Annotated in this window: 19 protein-coding genes and 1 pseudogene; 10 read left to right on the forward strand and 10 right to left on the reverse strand. The window is 64.6% G+C overall.

The features are described 5' to 3' along the window. Nucleotides 1-13: 13 nt before the first annotated feature. Together NWF24_RS10750 and NWF24_RS10755 are read left to right on the forward strand one after the other, a co-directional pair. A complete protein-coding gene (locus tag NWF24_RS10750) occupies nt 14-1,402 on the forward strand; it encodes an NHL repeat-containing protein (RefSeq protein ID WP_258354153.1) in 1,389 nt (462 codons plus the stop codon). A 123-nt stretch (nt 1,403-1,525) separates the two neighbouring features. After that, a complete protein-coding gene (locus NWF24_RS10755; RefSeq protein WP_258354154.1) occupies nt 1,526-1,969 on the forward strand; it encodes a cupin domain-containing protein in 444 nt (147 codons plus the stop codon). Here the strand turns inward: NWF24_RS10755 and NWF24_RS10760 are convergent. Continuing rightward, nucleotides 1,953-2,891 (reverse strand): LysR family transcriptional regulator, encoded by a 939-nt coding sequence (locus NWF24_RS10760; RefSeq protein ID WP_258354155.1) that lies wholly within the window; start codon nt 2,889-2,891, stop codon nt 1,953-1,955. The genes NWF24_RS10755 and NWF24_RS10760 overlap by 17 nt on opposite strands. A gap of 127 nt (nt 2,892-3,018) precedes the next feature. On the opposite strand from NWF24_RS10760, the gene NWF24_RS10765 reads away from it, so the two are divergent. Continuing rightward, the gene (locus NWF24_RS10765) at nt 3,019-3,408 is read left to right on the forward strand and encodes a RidA family protein (RefSeq protein WP_258354156.1); all 390 of its coding nucleotides are present in this window, start codon (nt 3,019-3,021) and stop codon (nt 3,406-3,408) included. Nucleotides 3,409-3,422: 14 nt separating this feature from the next. Here NWF24_RS10765 and NWF24_RS10770 read toward each other — a convergent pair whose 3' ends face one another. From NWF24_RS10770 to NWF24_RS10785, 4 genes are all read right to left on the reverse strand, one after another. Next, nucleotides 3,423-4,685, reverse strand: coding sequence for an MFS transporter (locus NWF24_RS10770; RefSeq protein WP_258354157.1), 1,263 nt, complete (start codon nt 4,683-4,685; stop codon nt 3,423-3,425). Between the two features lie 215 nt (nt 4,686-4,900). Continuing rightward, nucleotides 4,901-6,331: an MFS transporter gene (locus tag NWF24_RS10775; RefSeq protein ID WP_258354158.1), complete on the reverse strand. Its 1,431-nt coding sequence runs from the start codon at nt 6,329-6,331 to the stop codon at nt 4,901-4,903. Then, nucleotides 6,324-7,292, reverse strand: coding sequence for a Bug family tripartite tricarboxylate transporter substrate binding protein (locus NWF24_RS10780; RefSeq protein WP_258354159.1), 969 nt, complete (start codon nt 7,290-7,292; stop codon nt 6,324-6,326). The genes NWF24_RS10775 and NWF24_RS10780 overlap by 8 nt, the downstream gene beginning before the upstream one ends. Nucleotides 7,293-7,341: 49 nt before the next feature. Further along, nucleotides 7,342-8,751 carry an amidase gene (locus tag NWF24_RS10785; protein WP_258354160.1) on the reverse strand — a complete coding sequence of 470 codons (1,410 nt, stop codon included), beginning with the start codon at nt 8,749-8,751 and terminating at the stop codon, nt 7,342-7,344. 43 nt (nt 8,752-8,794) lie between these two features. Between NWF24_RS10785 and NWF24_RS10790 the strand changes: the two genes are divergently transcribed. Next, on the forward strand, nt 8,795-9,766 hold the full coding sequence (locus NWF24_RS10790) for a LysR family transcriptional regulator (RefSeq protein ID WP_258354161.1): 972 nt from the start codon (nt 8,795-8,797) through the stop codon (nt 9,764-9,766). A 238-nt stretch (nt 9,767-10,004) separates the two neighbouring features. Beyond that, a complete protein-coding gene (locus NWF24_RS10795; protein WP_258354162.1) occupies nt 10,005-10,382 on the forward strand; it encodes an OmpA family protein in 378 nt (125 codons plus the stop codon). Nucleotides 10,383-10,636: 254 nt separating this feature from the next. Here NWF24_RS10795 and NWF24_RS10800 read toward each other — a convergent pair. Further along, a pseudogene (locus tag NWF24_RS10800) lies at nt 10,637-10,987 on the reverse strand (transposase); the annotation flags it as partial. A 374-nt stretch (nt 10,988-11,361) separates the two neighbouring features. After that, a complete protein-coding gene (locus tag NWF24_RS10805; protein WP_258354163.1) occupies nt 11,362-11,664 on the reverse strand; it encodes a hypothetical protein in 303 nt (100 codons plus the stop codon). Between the two features lie 1,230 nt (nt 11,665-12,894). On the opposite strand from NWF24_RS10805, the gene NWF24_RS10810 reads away from it, so the two are divergent. Beyond that, entirely contained in the window at nt 12,895-13,107 is a 213-nt protein-coding gene (locus tag NWF24_RS10810; RefSeq protein WP_258354164.1) for a hypothetical protein, read from the forward strand. A gap of 15 nt (nt 13,108-13,122) precedes the next feature. On the opposite strand, the gene NWF24_RS10815 is transcribed toward NWF24_RS10810, so the two are convergent. Continuing rightward, nucleotides 13,123-14,544 (reverse strand): aldehyde dehydrogenase family protein, encoded by a 1,422-nt coding sequence (locus NWF24_RS10815; protein ID WP_258354165.1) that lies wholly within the window; start codon nt 14,542-14,544, stop codon nt 13,123-13,125. A gap of 122 nt (nt 14,545-14,666) precedes the next feature. Between NWF24_RS10815 and NWF24_RS10820 the strand changes: the two genes are divergently transcribed. Genes NWF24_RS10820 through NWF24_RS10830 form a run of 3 tightly spaced genes read left to right on the forward strand, consistent with a single transcriptional unit; the run spans nt 14,667 to nt 17,115 of the window. Then, the gene (locus NWF24_RS10820) at nt 14,667-15,572 is read left to right on the forward strand and encodes a LysR family transcriptional regulator (protein WP_258354166.1); all 906 of its coding nucleotides are present in this window, start codon (nt 14,667-14,669) and stop codon (nt 15,570-15,572) included. Between the two features lie 60 nt (nt 15,573-15,632). After that, nucleotides 15,633-15,905: a helix-turn-helix domain-containing protein gene (locus NWF24_RS10825; RefSeq protein ID WP_256216607.1), complete on the forward strand. Its 273-nt coding sequence runs from the start codon at nt 15,633-15,635 to the stop codon at nt 15,903-15,905. Continuing rightward, nucleotides 15,886-17,115, forward strand: a complete 1,230-nt coding sequence (locus NWF24_RS10830; protein ID WP_258354167.1) for a type II toxin-antitoxin system HipA family toxin — start codon at nt 15,886-15,888, stop codon at nt 17,113-17,115. The genes NWF24_RS10825 and NWF24_RS10830 overlap by 20 nt, the downstream gene beginning before the upstream one ends. A 28-nt stretch (nt 17,116-17,143) precedes the next feature. Here NWF24_RS10830 and NWF24_RS10835 read toward each other — a convergent pair whose 3' ends face one another. Together NWF24_RS10835 and NWF24_RS10840 are read right to left on the reverse strand one after the other, a co-directional pair. Beyond that, nucleotides 17,144-17,557, reverse strand: a complete 414-nt coding sequence (locus NWF24_RS10835; protein WP_258354168.1) for a GFA family protein — start codon at nt 17,555-17,557, stop codon at nt 17,144-17,146. 110 nt (nt 17,558-17,667) lie between these two features. Beyond that, complete coding sequence (locus tag NWF24_RS10840; RefSeq protein WP_258354169.1) at nt 17,668-18,534, reverse strand: AraC family transcriptional regulator; 867 nt, start codon at nt 18,532-18,534, stop codon at nt 17,668-17,670. 264 nt (nt 18,535-18,798) lie between these two features. Between NWF24_RS10840 and NWF24_RS10845 the strand changes: the two genes are divergently transcribed. Then, on the forward strand, nt 18,799-20,100 hold the full coding sequence (locus NWF24_RS10845) for a UDP-N-acetylglucosamine 1-carboxyvinyltransferase (protein ID WP_258354170.1): 1,302 nt from the start codon (nt 18,799-18,801) through the stop codon (nt 20,098-20,100). Nucleotides 20,101-20,109 lie beyond the last annotated feature (9 nt).

A 20,109-nucleotide genomic window follows, 5' to 3' on the forward strand; every position in this document is an offset into this window, starting at 1 on the left:
AAGAGGGCAGTGGATGTTTTCCAGTCAAGTGAGTTTTTACGGGCGCTGCGGCGTCGTGGCCAGTGCGATCGTGTTGCTGGCTTCCTGCGGCGGTGGTGGTGGTGGCGGCTCGGGCTTTGTGCCGATTGCTGCGCCGGTGCAGACGCCACCGCCCCCCGTCGTCGTGACGCATACGGTCGGCGGCACCGTCACCGGTCTCACTGGCAGCCTGGTGCTCCAGAACAATGCGGGCGACGACCTGAAGCTCACGGCCGACGGCAAGTTCACTTTTGCCACCGCGCTCACCGAAGGCTCGGCCTACGAGGTCAGCATACGCACCCAGCCCCTGTGGCAGTTCTGCACCGTGACCAAGGGCAGCGGCAAGGCCTCGGCCGACGTCGGCGACGTGGCGGTCGCCTGCTCGGCGGAAGTGGCGCAGGTGTCCACGTTCGCTGGGTCCGGCGCTATCGGCTCGGTCAATGCCAACGGCAGCGCGGCGTCGTTCTACCTCCCGTACAGCGTGGTCGTCGACAAGAGCGGCAACCTGCTCGTGTCGGATACGGCAACGAACCTTGTGCGAAAGATCTCGCCCGCTGGCGATGTCACGACATTTGCGGGCGGTGGCAGCAGCGGTACTTCGCAAGACGGCAACGGCACGGCAGCTTCGTTCTCGGGCCTGTCCGGCCTTGCGCTGGACTCCACGGGCAATGCCTATGCTGCGGAATTCGGCGGCAACCGCATCCGCAAGATCACGCCCGCAGCCGACGTGACCACGCTCGCAGGCAGTGGCGCCATCGGCTCGCTCGATGGCCACGGCACCTCTGCCACGTTCAATACCCCTTCATCGGTGGCCACGGACGCCGACGGCAACATCTACGTGCTCGAATTCATCGGCGCCGTTGTCCGCAAGATCACGCCTGCCGGCGACGTCACCACGCTGGCCGGTTCGGGCACTGCAGGCTTCGCCGACGGCACGGGGACTGCGGCATCTTTCGGGCAGGCCTATGGCATTGCGACTGACGTGGCCGGCAACGTCTACGTTGCCGACAGCGGCAACAACCGGATCCGCAAGATCACGCCCGGCGGCGTGGTCACGACGCTGGCCGGTTCAGGCCAGATTGGCGCGACCGACGGGGCCGGCAGTTCGGCATCTTTCAGCATGCCAGGCGGCCTGACGGTGGACAGCGACGGCAATGTCTACGTGGCCGACACAGGCAACAGCCTGCTGCGCAGGATCACGCCGGCAGGCGTCGTCTCCACGATCGCCGGCCAGCGCGGCGTGCTGGGCGCGCAGAACGGCATCGGCGCGGCCGCCACGTTCAAGCAGCCTTACGGGGTGACTGTGGACGCCGGCGGCACCCTGTACGTGGCCGACACCTTCGGCAACCTGATCCGCAAGGTCACGCCGGTTCGCGCACCCTGAGGTCGCCGCAGACGCAGGGTCCACCGTCGGTAACGGAATGAAAAGGCTGCATCCGGAGCATCGGCATATGTCTCCTGGAGTGCGGGCGCGCAGAATCGCGCTCGCACTCCCGAGGACTTGACCATGACGATTCCGTACTTTGTCTTGACGCCCGACCGGCGTGAACTTCCTCTGAACGTGCTCGGCACGAAGGTGACGGTGCTGGCATCGAACGCGGCGACGCAGAGCTATGGCATCACCCTGCAGCGGGGTGACGAAGGAACCGGGCCGCCGCCGCACAGCCACGACTGGGACGAATCTTTCTACGTGCTCGGTGGCGAGGTCGAGTTTCTCTGCGACGGTGCTGCCCACATGTGCCGGCCCGGCACGCTCGTGCATGTACCGCGCGGCACGGTGCACGGCTTTCACTATGGCAAGGGTGGCGGGCAGATGCTCGAGATCACCGGGCAGAACGCGCTGGCCGCCCAGATGTTCGCCGCCGTCGACCACGAGATCCCGGCCGGGCCGCCCGATATTCCAAAGCTGCTGGCGGTGCTCGAGCGCAACGGCGTTACCGTCGCGACCTGACATCGCGCCGGTCGCCGACAGGCGTGTGGCGTGCCATCAGCTCGACGACCCAATCGATGAACACCCGCAGCTTGGCGCTGACATGCCGGTTCGGCGGGAACGCCACGTACAAGGGCATCGGATCGAGTTGCCAGTCCTCGAACAGGGGCACCAGCTCGCCGCTCGGCAGGTGCGGCTCGGCCATGTAGTCCGGCAGCCAAAGCACTCCCATGCCTGCCAGCCCGGCCGCGAGGTAGGCGTTGCCGTCATCAACTGACAGCACATAGCGGCCTTGCACTTCGATGCTCTCGTCGCCGAGGCGCATGGCGTACGGAAAGGTCTTGCCGCTGCGCGACCACAGGAAGCCCACGATGCGGTGATGCGTGTCTTCCAGCTCCCGCGGGTGTGAAGGCATGCCCGCGCGTTCCAGATAGCTCGGCGCCGCGTAAACCCCCAGCTGCAGGTCGCCCACGCGGCGCGCCATCAGCGACTGGTCGGTGAGCTCGCCGCCGCGCACCACGCAATCGACGTTCTCGCCGATCACGTCCACCATGCGATCGCTCACGCCCATGTCGAGCTGGATGTCGGGGTAGCGGGCATGGAACGCCGGCATTGCCGGCACCAGGATCATGCGAGCCAGCGGGCTCGGCACATCAACCCGCAGCCGTCCGCGGGGCAACGCCGAGGCGCTCGACAGACTGGTCTCCGCATCGTCCATGTCGGCCAGCAGGCGCACCACGCGCTCGTAGTAGGCCGCCCCGTCGGCCGTGACGTTCACCTTGCGCGTCGTGCGGTTGAGCAGCTTCACGCGCAGCCTTGCCTCCAGTTGCTGCACCAGCTGCGTCACGCTGGTCTTGCTCATGTGCAGTGTCTCGGCCGCCTTGGTGAAGCTGCCGGCTTCCACCACGCGGGCGAATGCCTGCATCGCATCGAAACGGTCCATGTCTGCTGTTCCTGGTTCGAGGATTGTTTGGGTTCTGCAAACAGTGATTGTTGGCTTTGCCCGTTTATCGGGAAAGCACGGCTGCCTAAAGTCCCTTCATCGTCATCAAAGAAGGAAGAAGCAACTCATGGCCAAACGCGACGTCGTTTTCCCGCCCGGGCGCCAGGCGCTCTATGAAAAGAACCGCTACTCGCCGGCAGTCCGCTCCAACGGCTTCCTGTTCGTTTCAGGGCAGGTCGGCAGCCGCGAAGACGGCTCTCCTGAGCCCGAACTTGAGGCGCAGGTACGGCTCGCGTTCGAAAACCTGAACGGAATCCTCGGGGCTGCGGGCTGCACCTTCGACGACGTGGTCGACGTGACCGTCTTCATCGTCGACCCGGAGTCGAACTTCGACACGGTCTGGAAGGTGCTGCCGGACTATTGGGGCAGCGCGCCGCACCCGACGCTGACCGGCATCGGCGTGACGTGGCTCTACGGCTTCAAGTTCGAGATCAAGGTGATTGCGAAGCTCCCATAGAAGCCGCTGAGCGGCTACTCCTCGTCGAGTCGATCCCGTCGCATGGCACGCCAGAGCGCAAGGTCGTAGGAAATCTTGAGCAACCCGCATGCGACGAGCGGCAACGAGATCCATCCGGCTGCGAACAGCGCGCCGCTGAGCGTCGGGCTGATGGCTGCGGCCAGACTCCGCGGCACGGCGGTGAAGCTCGCCGCGGCGCTGCGTTCCGCTGGCGTCACGACCGCCATCACGTAGGCCGTTCGCGTGGGCACATCCATCGACGACAGCGCGCTGCGGATCATCAGCAGGCCCAGCGCGACAGGCAGGCTTGGCGCCACCGCTGCCAGCACCAGACAGACGTTGGCCGGCAGGTGCGTGAAGACCATCGTGTTCAGCAACCCGATGCGTCGAGCGACCAATGGTGCAGCGAGTTGCGACGCCGCGCTGAGCAGGCCGGTCCAGAAGAAGAACACGCCGGCCTGGGTCAGCGAGAAGCCGAATCGCTCCAGCAGCCACAGCGACATCAGCGCGTTGACCGTCAGTCCGCCGGCAAACGCGTCGACGCTGAAGAGTGCGGCCAATCGCACCACGACGCGGCGCGACGGCCCCAGGGGTGTTGGCGCGACAGGCAGGCTGTCCGCGTTGTTGGCGCCAGCGTAGGCCGGCAGATTCCGATAGAGCCAGAAGACGATCAGCCCGATTGCCGCGTAGACCACGAACATCCCGCGCAGCGCGTCGAGCCGCGCGAACTCGCTGTGCCGAACCAGCCAGTCCGGCACAGCGGCGGCGAGCGCACCCAAGGCTGCGCACAGGGCACCCAGAAGGCTGTAGCGTGCAAACAATGCGGTTCGTGCATGGCCTTGTGCCGCCGCTGCCAGGCGGGCGTGCTCAAGCGGAAGAAACACGCTGACGTCGCCGGAACTGGGGTTGAGCGTGCCGACCAGTGCGACCACCAACAACGGCCAGAACGAGGACAGGCCCGCAAAGCCCAGGCCCGTAGCGGCCATCAGCAAAGCAGCGCCGCGCAGCAGCCGACCGCCGGCAAAGCGGTATCCCCAAGCACCGACTGCGAGCGTGGCCAGCGCCGAGCCCAGCATCGTCGCGGTACTGACGATGCCTACCTCCAGCGTTCCGAGCCCGATCGACAGAAGGTAGGCCGGCAGCAGCACCGCCATGTACCCGTCCCCGAAGGCGCGAAGCCCCCGCGCCGCGAGCAAGGGCAAGGCGCCTGGATCGACTCCGGAAGGCAGCAGGCGCGCGAGGCCCATGCGTGGGCGAGATGCGGAAGTGGCGCTCATCGGGTTTTCACAGCCAGAAGCGCAGGGGCTTCGATGAAAGAGATGGGCTGGGGTGGCGCGGTAAGCGCAATGGGTGCGTCAGGAAAGGCGGTGTCCACGGATAGCTCCGTTGTGAGTCACCAGCGCTTGGACGGGACACCGTCTGACTTTGCAGAACGGGAGGCTGTTTTCCCGCGAGCGGCATCGTAGCAGACCCAAAACCACATTGCGTGGTTCTACGGCTTCCAGTTCGGGATCAGGGCCGCACCCACAAGGCAAAGACAGGCGAGCATCGCGAAAGCAGTTCTTGCCCCTTGAGTGAATGCAACGACATCGACGCCCGAGAGCCCCGAACCGCCATTCCCGAGAACCATGAGCTGCGAGCTGTACGGCAGCCCGGCCATCGCCACGCTCAACGCCAGGGCCGTTCCCATCATGATTCCGGTGTTCTGCAGCGTCGAGCGCACGCCGTTCGCAATGCCCCGGCGCTGCGGCATCACGCTTTGCAGAATCGACGCGTTGTTGGGCGTCACGAAACTGCCGATGCCCAGGCCCAGCATCCACAGGCATGCGGCCAGTTGCCCGGTGCCGATGGCCGGCTGCAGCATGGCCGCCAACAGCGACAGCGCGCCTCCGGCCAGGAGCATGCCCGCCACGCAGATGGCTTCGGGTGTGAAGCGCCGCATCAGGCTGCCGGCCGTAGGAGCGGCCATCAGCATCCCCAGTGCGACCGGCGCTATGCGCATGCCCGCCTCTGATGGCACCAGGCCCGCGCACGCCTGGAGATACAGGGCCACGAGCAGCAATGGTGCGGCCTGCGACATCGACAGGAGCAGGATGCCCGCGTACGCCGTGCGACGCCCTGAGTCCCGGAACAGCGCCGGATCGACCAAGGGGCTCGCCACGCGCTGCTGCACCCTGGTGAAGACGAGCAGCGCGCAGACACCGGCGAGCATGAAGGCCCACACCGGCGTGCTCGCCCAGCCGCGCGTTCCCACCATCGAGAGCGCATAGATCACGCCACCGATCCCGGCGAGCGACAGCAAGGCGCCAGCCAGGTCGAAGCGCTCGGCCTTGGCCGTTGCCGCGCTCTTCGGCAGAACCCGCCACGACCACGCCAGCACGCAAAGCCCGACAGGCATGTTCAGCATGAAGAGAACGCGCCAGCCCCACCACGACACGACAAAGCCGCCAGCCAGCGGCCCCACGACCTGCGCCAGCGCGGCCACCATGGCGAGCACGCCGAGCGCAAGGCCCACCTTCTTGCGGCCGAAGGCATCGCCCACCAAGGCACTAGAGTTGGCCATGACGCCAGCCGCACCCACCGCCTGGCAGATGCGAAAGAACAGCATGGCGCCGAAGCTCGTCGCGGCCGCGCAGGCTGCACACGCAACCAGAAAAAGCCCCAGTCCCGCAAGAAAGAGTCGCCGCCGCCCCCACAGATCGGCCAGCCTCCCGAAGCTGAGGATGCAGACCGTGCTGACCAGCATGTAAGACAGCAAGATCCAGCTTGCCTGCGATGGCGAAGCGTTCAGGCCGCGCGCAACCGAGGGCAGCGCCACGTTGAGCGCGCTGAGATTCAAGAAGCAGAGAAACGCACCGAGGCTTGCAACAACAAGCACCGCCCACGCGGCCCTTTCCTCGTCTTCCGCCGCCGCTTCACTCATCGCTCTTGAAGCCCGAGGCCTTGACGATGGGCCGCCAGTACTCGCGGTCTTCGTTCATGATGCGCGTCACTTCGGCGCCGGGCAGCCCGGTCGCGTCGAGCCCCATGCGTTCGAGCTGGCCGCGCACCTGCGGGCTGCGCATCGCTGCCAGGAAGGCTGCTTCAAGCTTCGCGACAACATCCTTCGGCGTGCCCGCCGGCACGAAGGCGGCATAAGACGCGTTGGCACGATCGAAGGCGTCGTAGCCCGCTTCCTTGAAGGTCGGAACATCGGGCAGCCAGCTCAGCCGCTTCGTGCCCGCCACGCCGAGGATGCGCAGCTTGCCCGAGCGATGCAGCTCCAGCTGGCTGGCCAACGCGTCGGCGCCCAGCGGCACGTGGTCGCCGATGATGTCTGTCGCCAGCGGCGCGCCGCCCCGGTAAGTAACGGCCGTGAGCGGCACGCCAATGGCCTTCGACAGCTGCAGCACGCTGAAGTGCAGGCCGCCGCCAAGGTTGGTCATACCCACGCTGCCTTGGGCGGGGTTCTTTTTGATCCACGCGACGTATTCGGGAATCGTCTTGTACGGCTGGTTCGCGCCGGTGGAAACGACACTGGGCACGTTGGCCAGATGCGCGATGGGAATGAAGTCTTTGTCGACGTCGTAGTTCAGCCGCGCATAGGTCATCGGAAACAGCACGAAGGGCGGCGTGCCACCGATGAGGATCGTGCGGCCGTCGGGCCGCGCGGCCTTCACCGCCTCGATAGAAATGCGCGTGGACGCACCGGGTCGGTTTTCCACCAGAACGGGCTCCTTGAGCGAGCTGCGCAATTCCTCGGCGATGGAGCGCGCCAGGTTGTCGAGCGCGCCGCCCGGCGGAAAACCGATGATGAGACGAACGGGCGCGTTGTCGGCGTGCGCGGCGACGCCGGCCAGGGCAATCGACGCGCCGAGCACGAGTGTCTTCAGGAACGAGGTCATGGTGGCTACCTGATGGTTGAAAAATCGGAAGAGAGAAAGGGCGGCGACTTCAGAAAGCCACGACCGGCAGCGGATTCGCCGGCCAGTGCGCAGCCTCGAACGAAGCGGCGGCCTGCAGCAGCAGCCCGTCTTCGCGGAAGCGGCCGACCAACTGCATGCCGATGGGCAGGCCCTCGCGGTCCGCGCCGCAGGGCAGGCTGATCGCGGGGTGGCCCGTGAGGTTGAACGGCATCGTCCAGGGGAACCAGTTCGCGCGCACCTCGGCGTACTCCTTGCCGTCGATCTCGATGCTGCCGAACAGGTCCTGGTCGATGGGCAGGGCCGTGCGCGAGAGCGTGGGCGTGAAGATGAAGTCGTGCGTTTCCAGCCGCGCCTGCACGTCGCGGAACAACGCAGTCCGCGCGAACATGGCCTGCTGGAACGCAATGCCGTCCACATGCTCGGCCAGCGCCAGCTGCTTCAGCAGCGACGGGCTCATCTGGTCGCCATGCGCCGCGGCCATGGGCGCGAAGCGGCCACGCCAGCTGGTGTGGTTGATCACGCGCCACACCGGCTCCACGTCGAAGCCCTCGCCGGACATCGGCTCCAGCACGGCACCCATCGACTCCAGCGTTGCCAGAGCGGCTTCGAAGGCAGATGCAACGTCCGCCGCAATCGGCCGCCCCGCCGGAGCGGCGCAGAAAAGAATGCGCTTGCCGCGAAGGTCGCCACCGGCTTGCAGGTCGTCGAAGTAGCGCTGGGCTGGCATGCCCAGCGACCACGGGTCGGACCCGTGCGCACCTGTCATGGCCTGCAGCATCAGTGCCGTGTCTGCCACGTTGCGCGTGGTGGGCGTCACGTAGGTGTAGTTGCCGAACGCGTCCTGCACCTGGCTGTGGGGCACCACGCCCAGGCTCTGCTTCAGGCCGACTACGCCGTTGCACGCGGCGGGAATGCGCGTGGAGCCGCCACCGTCGGTGGCAATGGCCAGCGGTGCGATGCCCGCCGCCATCGACGACGCCGCGCCGCCGCTGGAGCCGCCGCTCGTGCGCGACGCATTCCACGCGTTGCGCGTGCTTCCGAACAGCGGCGCATCGGTCAGGCACTTGGCGCCGAATTCAGAAGAGGTGGTCTTGCCGATGAGGATGGCGCCGGCCTCGCGCATTCGCGCCACGGCCACCGCGTCTTTCGTGGGCACATGGTCGCGGTGCAGCAAAGAGCCGTAGGTGGTGCGCACGTTCGCCGTGTCGACGATGTCCTTCACCGTGAAGGGCAGGCCATGCAGCAAGCCCAAAGCCTCGCCGCGCATCAGCGCCTGTTCGGCCTCCTTGGCCTGCTGCAGCGCCTGCTCATGGCACAGCGTAATGAAGCAGTTCAGGTGCGGCTGCAGCGCATCGGCCCGGCGCAGCACCTCTTCGACGATCTCCACCGGCGAGAGCTCGCGCTGCGCAACCAGCTTGCGCATGGTTGTTGCTGGCATCTCGCAGATATCGGACTTGGGAAGAAGGACGGGAGAGTTTTTCATGGCGCAAATGATTGATGCGCCGCAACAAGTCGTCCAATACTGTTTTCCAGAAAAGGCATATGCACAGCGTATGGCTACCCCAGACCTTCGAACCCTTCGCTATTTCGTGGCCGTTGCCGAGGAGCGCAGCGTCGGCAAGGCCGCGCGCCGCCTCAACATGGCGCAGCCGCCGCTGTCCGTTCACATCAAGAACCTGGAAGCGGCGGTGGGCACACCGCTCTTTCGCAGGGCCGCGCACGGCATGGAAATAACCGATGCGGGCAATGCACTGTTTCGGCGCGCGAAAGAGGCACTGCTGCTGGCCAACGAAGGCTTCGACGCCGCGCGCGCCGTCGGCTCGGGCAGCCGGGGCCGGCTCACCATCGGCACGATGGTCGTGCTGTCTTACCTCGTGCTGCCGCGGCTGGAAAACGAATTGCGGCGCAGGTTGCCCGAGGTGGAGATCCAGTATGCGGAGTTGAACGCCGTCAACAACGTATCGGCCCTCACCAACTCCGACGTGTCGGTGGCCATCTGCATTCCTCCCATTGCGCAGGCGGGCATTGCGGCAGAGCGCATCGGCAGCCAGCCGCTGATGCTTGCGGTGCGCGCCGATTCACCGCTGGCGCGACTGCCCAGCATTCCGCCGGCGCGCCTCTCGGGCCTGCCGCTCATTGGGCTGCCCGCGCCCGAGGGCGATGTAGACAAATCGGTCGTCGCGTCGCTGCTGCGACGGCACGACGTGAGCATGCCGATTGCGCAGCGGGTCGAGACGATGGTGTCGGCACTGGCGCTGGTGCTGGCGGGGAAGGGCGTGGCGATATTGCCTGCCTGCGCGCAGATCGGGCGGCCGCCCGGGGTGGTGTTCAGGGCTTTGCGCAATGTCGATGCGCGGATGGAGATTGCGGCTTGCTGGCGGAGTGATTGGGATAGTCCGTTGATTGAGCCGTTTTTGGTTTGTGCGCGGGCGGCGTTGCGGGAGTTAGCTTAAATGAATAAGAGAGTCTGTTCGGCGGACCGTCGTAAGTCGCGCTTAGACTTCCGAAGTCGGCCAAGACCGGCCCTCGAGGAAACGGCGGAATGAATTCAGTCAGAACTGAACCTTCAGCCTCACCGAAGCATTTCACCGAATGAACTCTTCCGCCGCTCCACTTGCAGCGATCCGAATCGCGATGATGCTTCCATTGACGTTGGCGTGTTCCGTTGCTCTTGCGACGACCCCGCTACACATGACTACCGATGTCTGGTTCAAAGAAAACAGTTCACTGCTAGAGCCAAATGCCGTCGTGGAACTGGAGAGACTAGTCTGCAAACTCAAGGGCGGCAGGGTTGATGTGTTGAGGTTGTACGCGCACGCCGCGAAAGGTGAGGGGAATCCGGAAAATCTTGCATTGGATCGTGCATTGGCCGTTCGGGCATTGATGCTTGCTTCGCCTGCTGCCATTGAGCACATCGTGATTAGGAATGGTTCTGACACAGAACCTGTCAAGAGCAACGCTACGGAGGCGGGGCGTGCCGCCAATCGGCATGTGGAGCTTGAGGTGTCCTTCGCAAAACCACCAATGGGGTGGGGTGAAGAATGCGGTCCACGAGGCCAACTTCCATAGCCTTTCGTCCGCGCCCGCACTGCGCAGACAGGGCAACTGTTCGCCATGGAGAGAAAACCGCCTCCACGCGATCGACCGCTTTCGAGCGGACCGCGTGTCGGCTTAGGGCCGAGGCTGTGTAGAAACGCGCAACCGTCCGTGCAAACGACGACGTGCGGGGATCACAGACTTCATTCGGTGCCGAGCCGCGTCTGAGATCGACTACGGGGCCTTCACGGCACCTCATCGAAGCGCGAATGAGAGCCTGAAGAGGCTCATGCCCCCACCAGCCGCATCGCCTTCATCGTTTTCGCAACCCCCAACACGCTCATCACCCGCTTGAGGTTGTAGGCCAGCACGTGAAGACTCATCTCCGTCCCAACGTGAGCCATCGTCTTCATCAGGAAGTGCGTCGAGCCCATCCAGTGTTTCAGCGTTCCGAACACATGCTCAATGGTCGAGCGCCGCAAAGTCATCGCATCAGGCTTGCGGTCCAAGCGCTGCTGCATGCGGTCGATCACGGCTTGGTGCTCCCAGCGCCGGATGCGCCGGACAGATGAGGTGGTGCACTGATCTCTCAGGGCGCAGTTTGGACAGGCACTGGGCCAGTAGAGACGCAATTCCAGGTCAATCAAATCAGCTCCTTCAGGCCTTACGGATTCGACCCGAACATGGTTCCAAATCTCATTGGGGCACTTGATCACCGGCACTGTTGGCGGTTGAGCACCGATGGCCTCGATCTTCTCTAAATAGTCGGCAAAACATGCACGCTCTAGAGCGGTGCGCAGACCATCCGTCCAGTTACCCATGTTGCGGAGAGCGAGATGCTCCTCTCCGGTTAGGTCGGAAAAGGTCGAGTCGACTTGAACCGGAACATTCAACCAGGGGAACACCACATTTTCAGCAAGCATATGTACCCTCCAAAGGTCTGCTCGTGCCTATGATTTTTGCCCCGCCTCCGACCGACCGCTTATGGCCGATCAACGACATCGCAGTCACTTCATGCGTTCGCATCCGCGCTGCAAAACGGACACCAGAGCGGGTCTGGAGAGCAGTCTCGCAACTGCACATTCTCGTTGAGCACCTGCACTGTCATCTTTCCGTGCAGTTCGCATTCGATCTCTACACCGACGCCATGTCGAGTCAACGTGGAGATCGAGAGGTCTTCCCAACCGCACCAAGGGCATGCGCAAAGTGCGGCATCTGTGGCGGCAAGAACCGAGAGGTTCCAGCCGCACTCGCCACATTGCAGACGGTGAAGCAATTTCGGTTCGGACGTGCTGACGACCTTGGGAAGTGACATACGACTCCTGAACGATACGGTGATGTCTGGCTAGACTACCCTGAACATACTCTTGCGAATGGCGGCTCCCGGCCGAATCTAGCCGAATCTAGCCGAAGCGCTAGCCGACAGCGTGGTGTTTCCCAGGAGCGTCAGCTGTCCCCCCCGCGAACGAGGAGGCTCGCCCATTGGGGGTGCTCCAACACTGGAACGAGGTCTTTCAGCGACTGGAAATTGGCCAAGTAGGGGCGCGCATGGGCCTCCAGTGCCGGCACAGCTGCCCGCGAGAGCGCGACGTCGAGGACCTTGCTATCTCTACAGGGAAAACGAGACGCGCCGCCGCCCACCCCGACCTTCGCATTGAGGCCAGCAGCCTGACCCGTGGGAACGCCCACGAAGTCTGGAAAGCGAGCCCACTGGTCGAGCCCGAGTAAAGGCGTACCGGGAAAGACCCATACCTCAAACTCGATACCACTCGACCGTCTCGAAAAGTGGATGAAGTGGAACAAGTCATCGTGTACCTGCCGATGGAAAGTGCAGCCACGCCCAGCACCAGTCGTAAAACCCCAGGGCGCTACGACCGGCTCAACGATGCGTCTCACAGATTTATCGAAATGATGCTCAAGCATTCATGCCCAAAATTTTCGGTTTCCCGCAGCGCGTGCCAACCTAGCGACGCCCAAGGTGGCCCCCTTGTGTCGGCACGCTAAATGACCGGTTGTGGCCGACTGTAGCCGGATGCACAGCCAGCGCGATCAGAGCTTCGTCTCAATCGAATGCGCAATTCATCGATTCATCTGGCGACCTCTCGGTATGACCTCGGCTCCCCAAGCTTGACGCCCGCCATTGACACCGCTTACATTGCCTTCGCCTCGTGATGAGCGAGGTCGGGATTGGCGTCCCGCTGACATCCTGCGACGAAAGCCGCAGTCACCGCACATGGTCTGCGGCTTTTTTGTTCATGCTTCCTTTTTTAGGCGGCTCGAACGGGAGGGCTCGCGCCCTGCCGGTTTCCGCAAGGATGTCCCGGTACGCCAACCTGTTCGAGCTGCCGCCCCTGATTGGCGTCGGGTGCGTCGGTTTCTGCAAATCGACATCCTTGGGAGGCCCATGGCCAATGCTTCTTCAAACGACGCAAGCACCAACGCCCGTTGTGCTTGCGCGTCCTATCGTCCCACCGTCCAATTCAAACCCTTCGAATGGATCCAGGGCGACCGACTCGATTCTTCCCAACAAAGCCAAGCCGCATTCTTGAACGACGCACGCGACGTAGTGCAAGGCGCGCAAACGCTGGTTCAGCTACTTGCCTGGGACGAAGACCGGCGCGATGCCGCTTCATCCGATGCAGACCCCGCGCCGCTCTTCGATGCATGCCAGCGCGGCTCGCTGCAGCGGCTTCTCTCGGCAACGCTGGGCCTGCTCCACGCCCGCATCGAAGTCCAGTGCGAGGCGCTGACGGGGTAGGGAAGGCCTTCGAGTTCAAGCCGCGCGTATCACCGACTTAGGCTCCAGATAAGCCTCCAGCCCGAAGGTGCCAAATTCACGGCCGATGCCCGATTGCTTGAAGCCGCCGAAGGGCGCCAGGGGCTCGTGGTGCAGGCCGTTGATCAGCACCCGGCCCGCCTGCAGGCGGGAGCCCACGGCAAGGGCGTGTTCGTCGCTGCCCGACAGCACCACCGCCTGCAGGCCGTAGACGGTGTCGTTGGCGATTGCGATGGCGTCTTCCTCGTCGCGGTAGGTAATGAGGCAGAGCACGGGCCCGAAGATTTCTTCACGCGCGATGACCATGTCGTTGCGTACTCCGGCGAACAGGGTGGGCCGCACGTAGAAGCCGGCATCGAGGCCAGCGGGGCGGCCTTCGCCACCAGCGATGAGTCGCGCGCCCTCGTCGATTCCCTTGCGGATGTAGCCCTGCACCCGCTCCCACTGCTTGCGGCTGACCATGGGGCCGATCTCGGTCGCGGCATCGCGCGGGTCGCCGACCTTCGTGGCCTCGACTGCCGCGCGGGCCAGCGCGATGGCCTCGTCCAGACGGTGTTCGGGCACCAGGATGCGCGTGCCGGCCAAGCAGGCCTGGCCGCTGTTCTGGAAGCCGGCCGTCACGGCCAGGGGAATGGCGGTGGCGAAGTCGGCGTCGTCCAGCACCACGGTGGGCGACTTGCCGCCCAGCTCCAGCGTTACGCGCTTGAGGGTGTCGGCCCCGGCGCGCTGGATGGCCTTGCCCACGGCGGTGCTGCCGGTAAACGAAATCTTGGCGATGTCGGGGTGGCTGCTGAGCTCCGCCCCCACCACGTCGCCCCGGCCGTTGACGATGTTGAACAGCCCCGGCGGCAGGCCCGCGGCGTGCAGCGCCTCGGTGACCACCTGGGTCTGGATGGCGCTCATCTCGCTGGGCTTGATGACCACGGTGCAGCCGGCGGCCAGCGCGGTGGCCAGCTTGTTGCAGATGAATCCGGCGTTGGAATTCCAGGGCGTGATGAGGCCGGCCACGCCGACCGGCTCCATCACGACCTGCGCGCTACCGATCTGGCGGGTGAGCGGGTATTGCTCCAGCGTCTTCGCCGCGAGCAGAAAGGCTTGTGCCGCATACGACGCAACCCAGTTGGCGCGGGACACCGGGCCACCGTATTCCTCGGTGGTGGCGGCATTGATGTCGTCGGCGCGGGCCAGCACCGCGGCATGCAGGCGCTGAAGCAGCGCGATGCGCTCGGCCTTGGTGGTGCGTGCATAGGCGGGCAAGGCGCGTTTTGCGGCGGCAATGGCTCGCAGTGTGTCTTCGCGGTCACCCAGGGTGACGTGGCCGATCACGGCCTCGGTGGCGGGGTTGATGAGTTCGGCCTGTTCGCGCCCGTGGGGGGTGACGAAGGCGCCGTCGATGTAGATCTGGTCGATGTTGCGCATGGCGGTGTTCCTGTTGATTCGCCGGAGAAAAATCCGGCCTGAACTAAATCTAGGGCTGTGGCATTGACTTGAGAAGCCGGCCAAATCACCATGCGTCATTCAGATAATCAGGACAATCCAACATGCACAGCAGCGGGTTGACAGAGCTGGAGGCGGTGCTGGCGGTGGCCCGGCACGGCGGCTTCAGGGCGGCGGCGGTCGACATGGGCATGTCGCGATCGGCCCTCAGCGCCACGGTGGCGGGGCTGGAGGCGCGGCTGGGCGTGCGCCTGTTCAACCGCACCACGCGCAGTGTGTCCACCACCGAGGCGGGCGAGCAGTTCATCGCGCGCATCGCGCCGGCACTGGCCGACATCCGCGGCGCCATGGAGGCGACTAACGAGTTGCGCGACACGCCCAGCGGTACCCTGCGGCTCAACAGTTCGGTCGGCGCGGCGCAGATGATCTTCGCGCCGGTGGTGCTGGAGTACCTGCGCCGCTACCCCGACATGAAGGTGGACATCGTGACCGAGCGCCGGATGATCGACATCGTGGCCGAGGGCTTCGACGCCGGCATCCGCCTGGCCGAGGCGGTGCCGCGCGACATGGTGGCCGTGCCCATGAGCGGCGAGCAGCGCATGGTGGTCGTCGCGTCGCCGCAATACCTGCAGAAGCATCCCGCGCCCCAGGTGCCCGACGACCTGATGGCGCACCGCTGCGTGCGCTGGCGCTTTTCGAGCGGCATCGTTTACCGCTGGGAGTTCGCGCGCCACGGCGAGGCGATGACGCTCGACGTGCCCGGCCCCATCACGCTCGACGAGCCCCTGCTGATGCTGGAGGCGGCGCGCGCAGGCGTGGGCATTGCCTACATGGGGATGTTCCATGTTGCAGACGACCTGGCCAGCGGCCGGCTGGTGCCGCTGCTGCAAGAGTGGTCGCCCAGCTACCCGGGCATCTGTCTGTATTACCCGAGCCGGCGCAACGTGCCGGCGGGGCTGAGAGCCTTCATCGAACTGGTGCGCGAAGTGATCGAGTTGCCGGGCCGGTAGCGGAGCTAGGAATGTCCTGTTTAATGGACATTAAGCCTATATACATTAATAATGTGGCGAATGAAGGACAAAATCAGACTACCCATCGAACTGGGCCAGGCAATCCAACGTGCGCGAAAAGATGGCCGCCTGAAGGCGACCGACATCGCCGCGCGCTCGGGCCGCGCGCGCAATGTTCTCTATCGACTGGAGCGGGGGGAAGACATCACGCTCGCCTCGCTTTTCGACATCCTGCGTGCCATGGATCTCACGATCAGCCTGGAGCGCCTGGGCATGCCGACGCTGGAGGAAGTTACGGAACGCTTTGGACAGGATGACGACGATGCTTCCTGAAAAGATCAGGCAGCTCGACGTTGGGATCGCCGGCGAGCCGGCCGGCCAGTTGCTCAAACACTCGGTCTACGAGTTCCGGTATCTCGACGGCCGCGTGGAGCAGCCCGCCGTCGCGTTGCTCATGCCGCCGACCCGGCCGACTTACCAGGACGGCGACCTCTTCGCCGTGATGGATCAAAACCTGCCCGAGGGTGACCTGTACCTGCGTCTGCGAGCGATGTTTCCCAAGCAACAGCTCACTCAGATGCACCTGCTCGCGGTGGTGGGATCCAACGGTATCGGTCGGTTGGGCTTTCGGTTGCCGGGGGCGCAGCCGCTTGCGATGCCTCGGGTCATCGACCGCAAGACCTTGCTCGGAACCCGCTACACGCCAGAGGTGTTCGACGAACTGGTGCGCGCATACCTGAGCACGGGCGCCGGCATTGCCGGCATGCAGCCGAAGATCATGGTGCCAGATCGGGTCAGCGTTCCAGTGCCCACGATCATCGTGAAGGCTGCGGCACCGTCCTACCCGGGCCTGTCGGCCAACGAGTTCATGTGCCTGACGGCTGCTGGCCACGCAGGCATCGAGACACCCACGTTCGACCTCTCGGACGACGGGCATCTGCTGCTGGTCGACCGATTCGACATCGCGTCGGATGGGTCCCGGATCGGTTTCGAGGACATTGCGGCGCTGATGAATCTTCGGGTGCGCGACATCCAATCCGACCGCAAGTACCACGGAAGCTACCAGCGCATCGCCGAACTGATGCAGTACCTTCAACTGCCCAGCGAGAACCTCGAGCGTTTTTTCGAGCAAGTGGCGTTCAGCATCATGGTGCGCAACGGCGATGGCCACCTCAAGAACTACGGCTTGCTCTATACCTCGACCGCTGACTGCCGCCTTGCGCCGATGTTCGATGTGGTGACAACCGCGCTCTATCGGTACACGCGCTATGAAGGCGGCCCCGAGCTCGAGGACCGCACACTGGCGCTCAAGCTCTTCGCCGGCAAGGGCCACACGAAGGCCTACCCGACGACCGAGGAACTGCTGCTGTTCGGCCGCAAGGTCTGCGGGGTCGCAAAGCCAGAACTCGTTCTCGCGCGAATCGCGCAGGGGATGCAGAAGACGCTGGGCCTGATGGCCAGTGACCAGCGAATCCCGAAGAGCCTGTTGGAGAGCATGCGAGACATCTGGACCGATGGGATGGGCTATGCAAAGGTGCCGTAGATCTCAGTTGAGCCAACGGGCAGGGCCGTCACATCGGCGGCATCTTGTCGAACTTGGGTAAGGCCGGGTCGAGAAAATCCCATCCATGCCCGCGCACGGTGTACGTGACCGCCTGCGGCTTGTACCGGCCGGGGTCGTCGAGGCTTGCCGCGTGCACGGTGAAGACGTCGGGCATCGCCGCAAAGGTCAGGTACACGGGCGAGCCGCAGTTCGGGCAGAACCCCCGGGTCTTGACGTTGCCGCTGTCGCCGACCATGTCCCACAGCGTGGCATTGCCGCTGTGCTTCACACCGCTGCGCGGGAAGGTGAGGTACGAGCCGTGGCCGGTGCCGCTCTTGCGTTGGCAGTCGCGGCACTGGCAGTCGTTCTGGAAGATCGGCTCGGCTGAAATTTCGTAGCGGATTGCGCCGCACGCGCAGCCGCCGGTGTAGGCGTGGGTCATTTGTCTTGTCCTTCCGAGGTCGTTGCGAAGTTGGTATGGCGGCCAATCTAGTCGCCAACGCGCACGGCAGGGAGTAACAAGTTCGTCGTGAATGGGCGCTGCCCTGGAGCTCAGGCTTCCACGGGCACGTAGAAATCGATCACGGCCCCTGGCTGGTCGGGTGCGAAATGGCCGTCGTACATCTCGAAGTCGGGGCTGTCGACGACCCGCAGGCCCGAGGCAGGAATCAGCTCGCCCCAGATGGTCGCCATGGCGCTCTTGACTTGCGGGTGCAGCGCTGACCCGTTCAGGGCGATGCGAAAAACGACATAGGTTGCCGCCGGAATCCCCTTCACGGTGAAACCCTTGGGGAGTTCGCCGTCGGTCACTACGCCCACGCCCGCCATGTACATGAAGCTCCCGGCCTCCCGGTCCGTGCTCCAGACCACGCCGTACGTTGCCCAGCTCGGGCTTTGGCCCTTCAGCGGCAAGGCGCCGACAAGTGCCGACCACAGCTGGGGAATCTCCGACCTCGTCGCGTCGTCGAAGCGTCGCGAAGGGCCCGCGACGCGGAACGCCTCGAGCTTGATCAATTCGGGCAATCGGGTCACTGCCGTGGAGGTGCTGCTGGGTGCATTCATGGGAAATTGTCCTTCGATGGGGGTGGGAGAGAAGCCGACACGAAAGCGGCCGGGCGACACGCCGAAGAGGCGCTTGAATGCGCGTGTGAAGGCCTCCTGCGATTCGAAGCCGCAATCCAAGGCCAGATCGACGAGCTTCACGTCGGGCTCGGTGCAGAGCCTGCGGGCGCCGCGCACGAGTCGACGCCCGCGCACATGCGCCATGACGCTGCGGCCCATGCGGGCGGTGAACATCCGGGAGAAGTGGTACGCCGAAAAACCCGCGCGTTGCGCGATCAGCTCGAGCGTGAGGGGCTCGTCGAGCCGCTCCTCGATCCAGGCCACAAGGGGGATGAAGATGTCGGGTTCGCGGGGCATCGGGTTGTCCATGCGGCGATCATGAAGTAGCGCAAACCGGCTGTCCTGACTGAACTTGCTGGCGCGCGCCCGAGAAACTGGTTTGGTGGAATCAGCTTGATGTAATGCGAAAGAATTGTTAATTCAGCGGCTTCTGCTTTGAAGTTCTTACAACTTCGGCCCCGTACATGCGGGTTTCAGACGGTAAAGTGCCCGTCTCCGGTTTCGGACTGTTTCCGACCCTTTTCCCGCCGCCTCCCGCTCCCCCGTTTCTGTTTCTTCTTCATGTCCAATCTCATCGTGCACGGCGGTACGCCGCTGCGTGGCCGCATCACCCCCTCCGCCAACAAGAACGCCGTGCTTCCGGTGCTCTGTGCCACTTTGCTCACCTGGGAGCCGCTGCGCCTGCTTGGCGTGCCCGACATCACCGACGTGCGCAAGATCCTCGACATCTTCCGCACCCTCGGCAGCGACGTGCACATGGACCACGAGACCGGCACGCTCGAGCTGCATCACCGCGAGACCACCTTCGACGCATCGCTGCACCGGCTGCCCGAGGAGATGCGTTCGTCGATCATGCTGGTGCCGCCGCTGCTGGCGCGCTTCGGCGTGGCGCGGCTTGAAGACAACGTGAAGGGTTGCACGCTGGGCGTGCGCGAGATCGATCCGCACGTGGAGGTGTTCCAGCGCTTCGGCGGCGAGGTCGAGCGCACCGAGGGCTCGCTGCTGGTTCGCAGCAAAGGCCGGCTCACACCGACTGATCACTGGCTCGACTACGCCTCAGTCACCACCACTGAAAACTTCGTGCTGTGCGCGGCCGCCGCGGGCGGCACCTCGACGCTGACCAATGCAGCGTCGGAGCCGCACGTGCAGGAGTTCTGCCGCTTCATGGCCATGATCGGCGTGCGCATCGAGGGCATGGGCACCTCGCGGCTCACGGTGCATGGCAACGGCGCGCTCAAGGGCGGCGAGTTTCGCTTCGACGAAGACTTCCACGAGATCACGACCTTCCTGGCGCTGGGCGCCATCACCGGCGGCGATGTGGTCGTGCGCAACAGCGCCCCCGAAAACTTTCCGCTGCTCGACCGCACCTTCGCCAAGTTCGGCGTGCAGATCGAGCATGCGGACGGCTGGTCGCGTGCCATCCGCACCGGTCCGCTGAAGGTGCAGACGCCTTTCACGAGCAACGTGCTCACCAAGGTCGAGGCGGCGCCGTGGCCGTACTTTCCGGTGGACCTGCTGCCGATCTTCATCGCGCTGGGCGTGCGCGCCCAGGGCAATGCGATGTTCTGGAACAAGGTGTACGACGGCGCGCTGGGCTGGACGGGCGAGCTCTCGAAGTTCGGCGCGCACGTGTTCTCTTCAGACCCGCACCGGCTCATTACCTTCGGCGGCAATCCACTGACGCCCGCGGTGGTCGAGAGCCCCTACATCATTCGCGTGGCGATTGCGCTGTTCATGGTGGCGGCGAGCATCGAGGGCAAGTCGGAGATCCGCAACGCCGCGCCTATTCGCCGGGCGCACCCGCGCTTCGTGGAAAACCTGCGCAGCCTGGGCGTGCAGGTGGAGTGGACGAGCGAGGAATAACTGGCGGGG

The sequence above is a fragment of the Variovorax paradoxus genome (assembly GCF_024734665.1).
In the GTDB taxonomy this organism is placed as follows: Bacteria; Pseudomonadota; Gammaproteobacteria; order Burkholderiales; family Burkholderiaceae_C; genus Variovorax.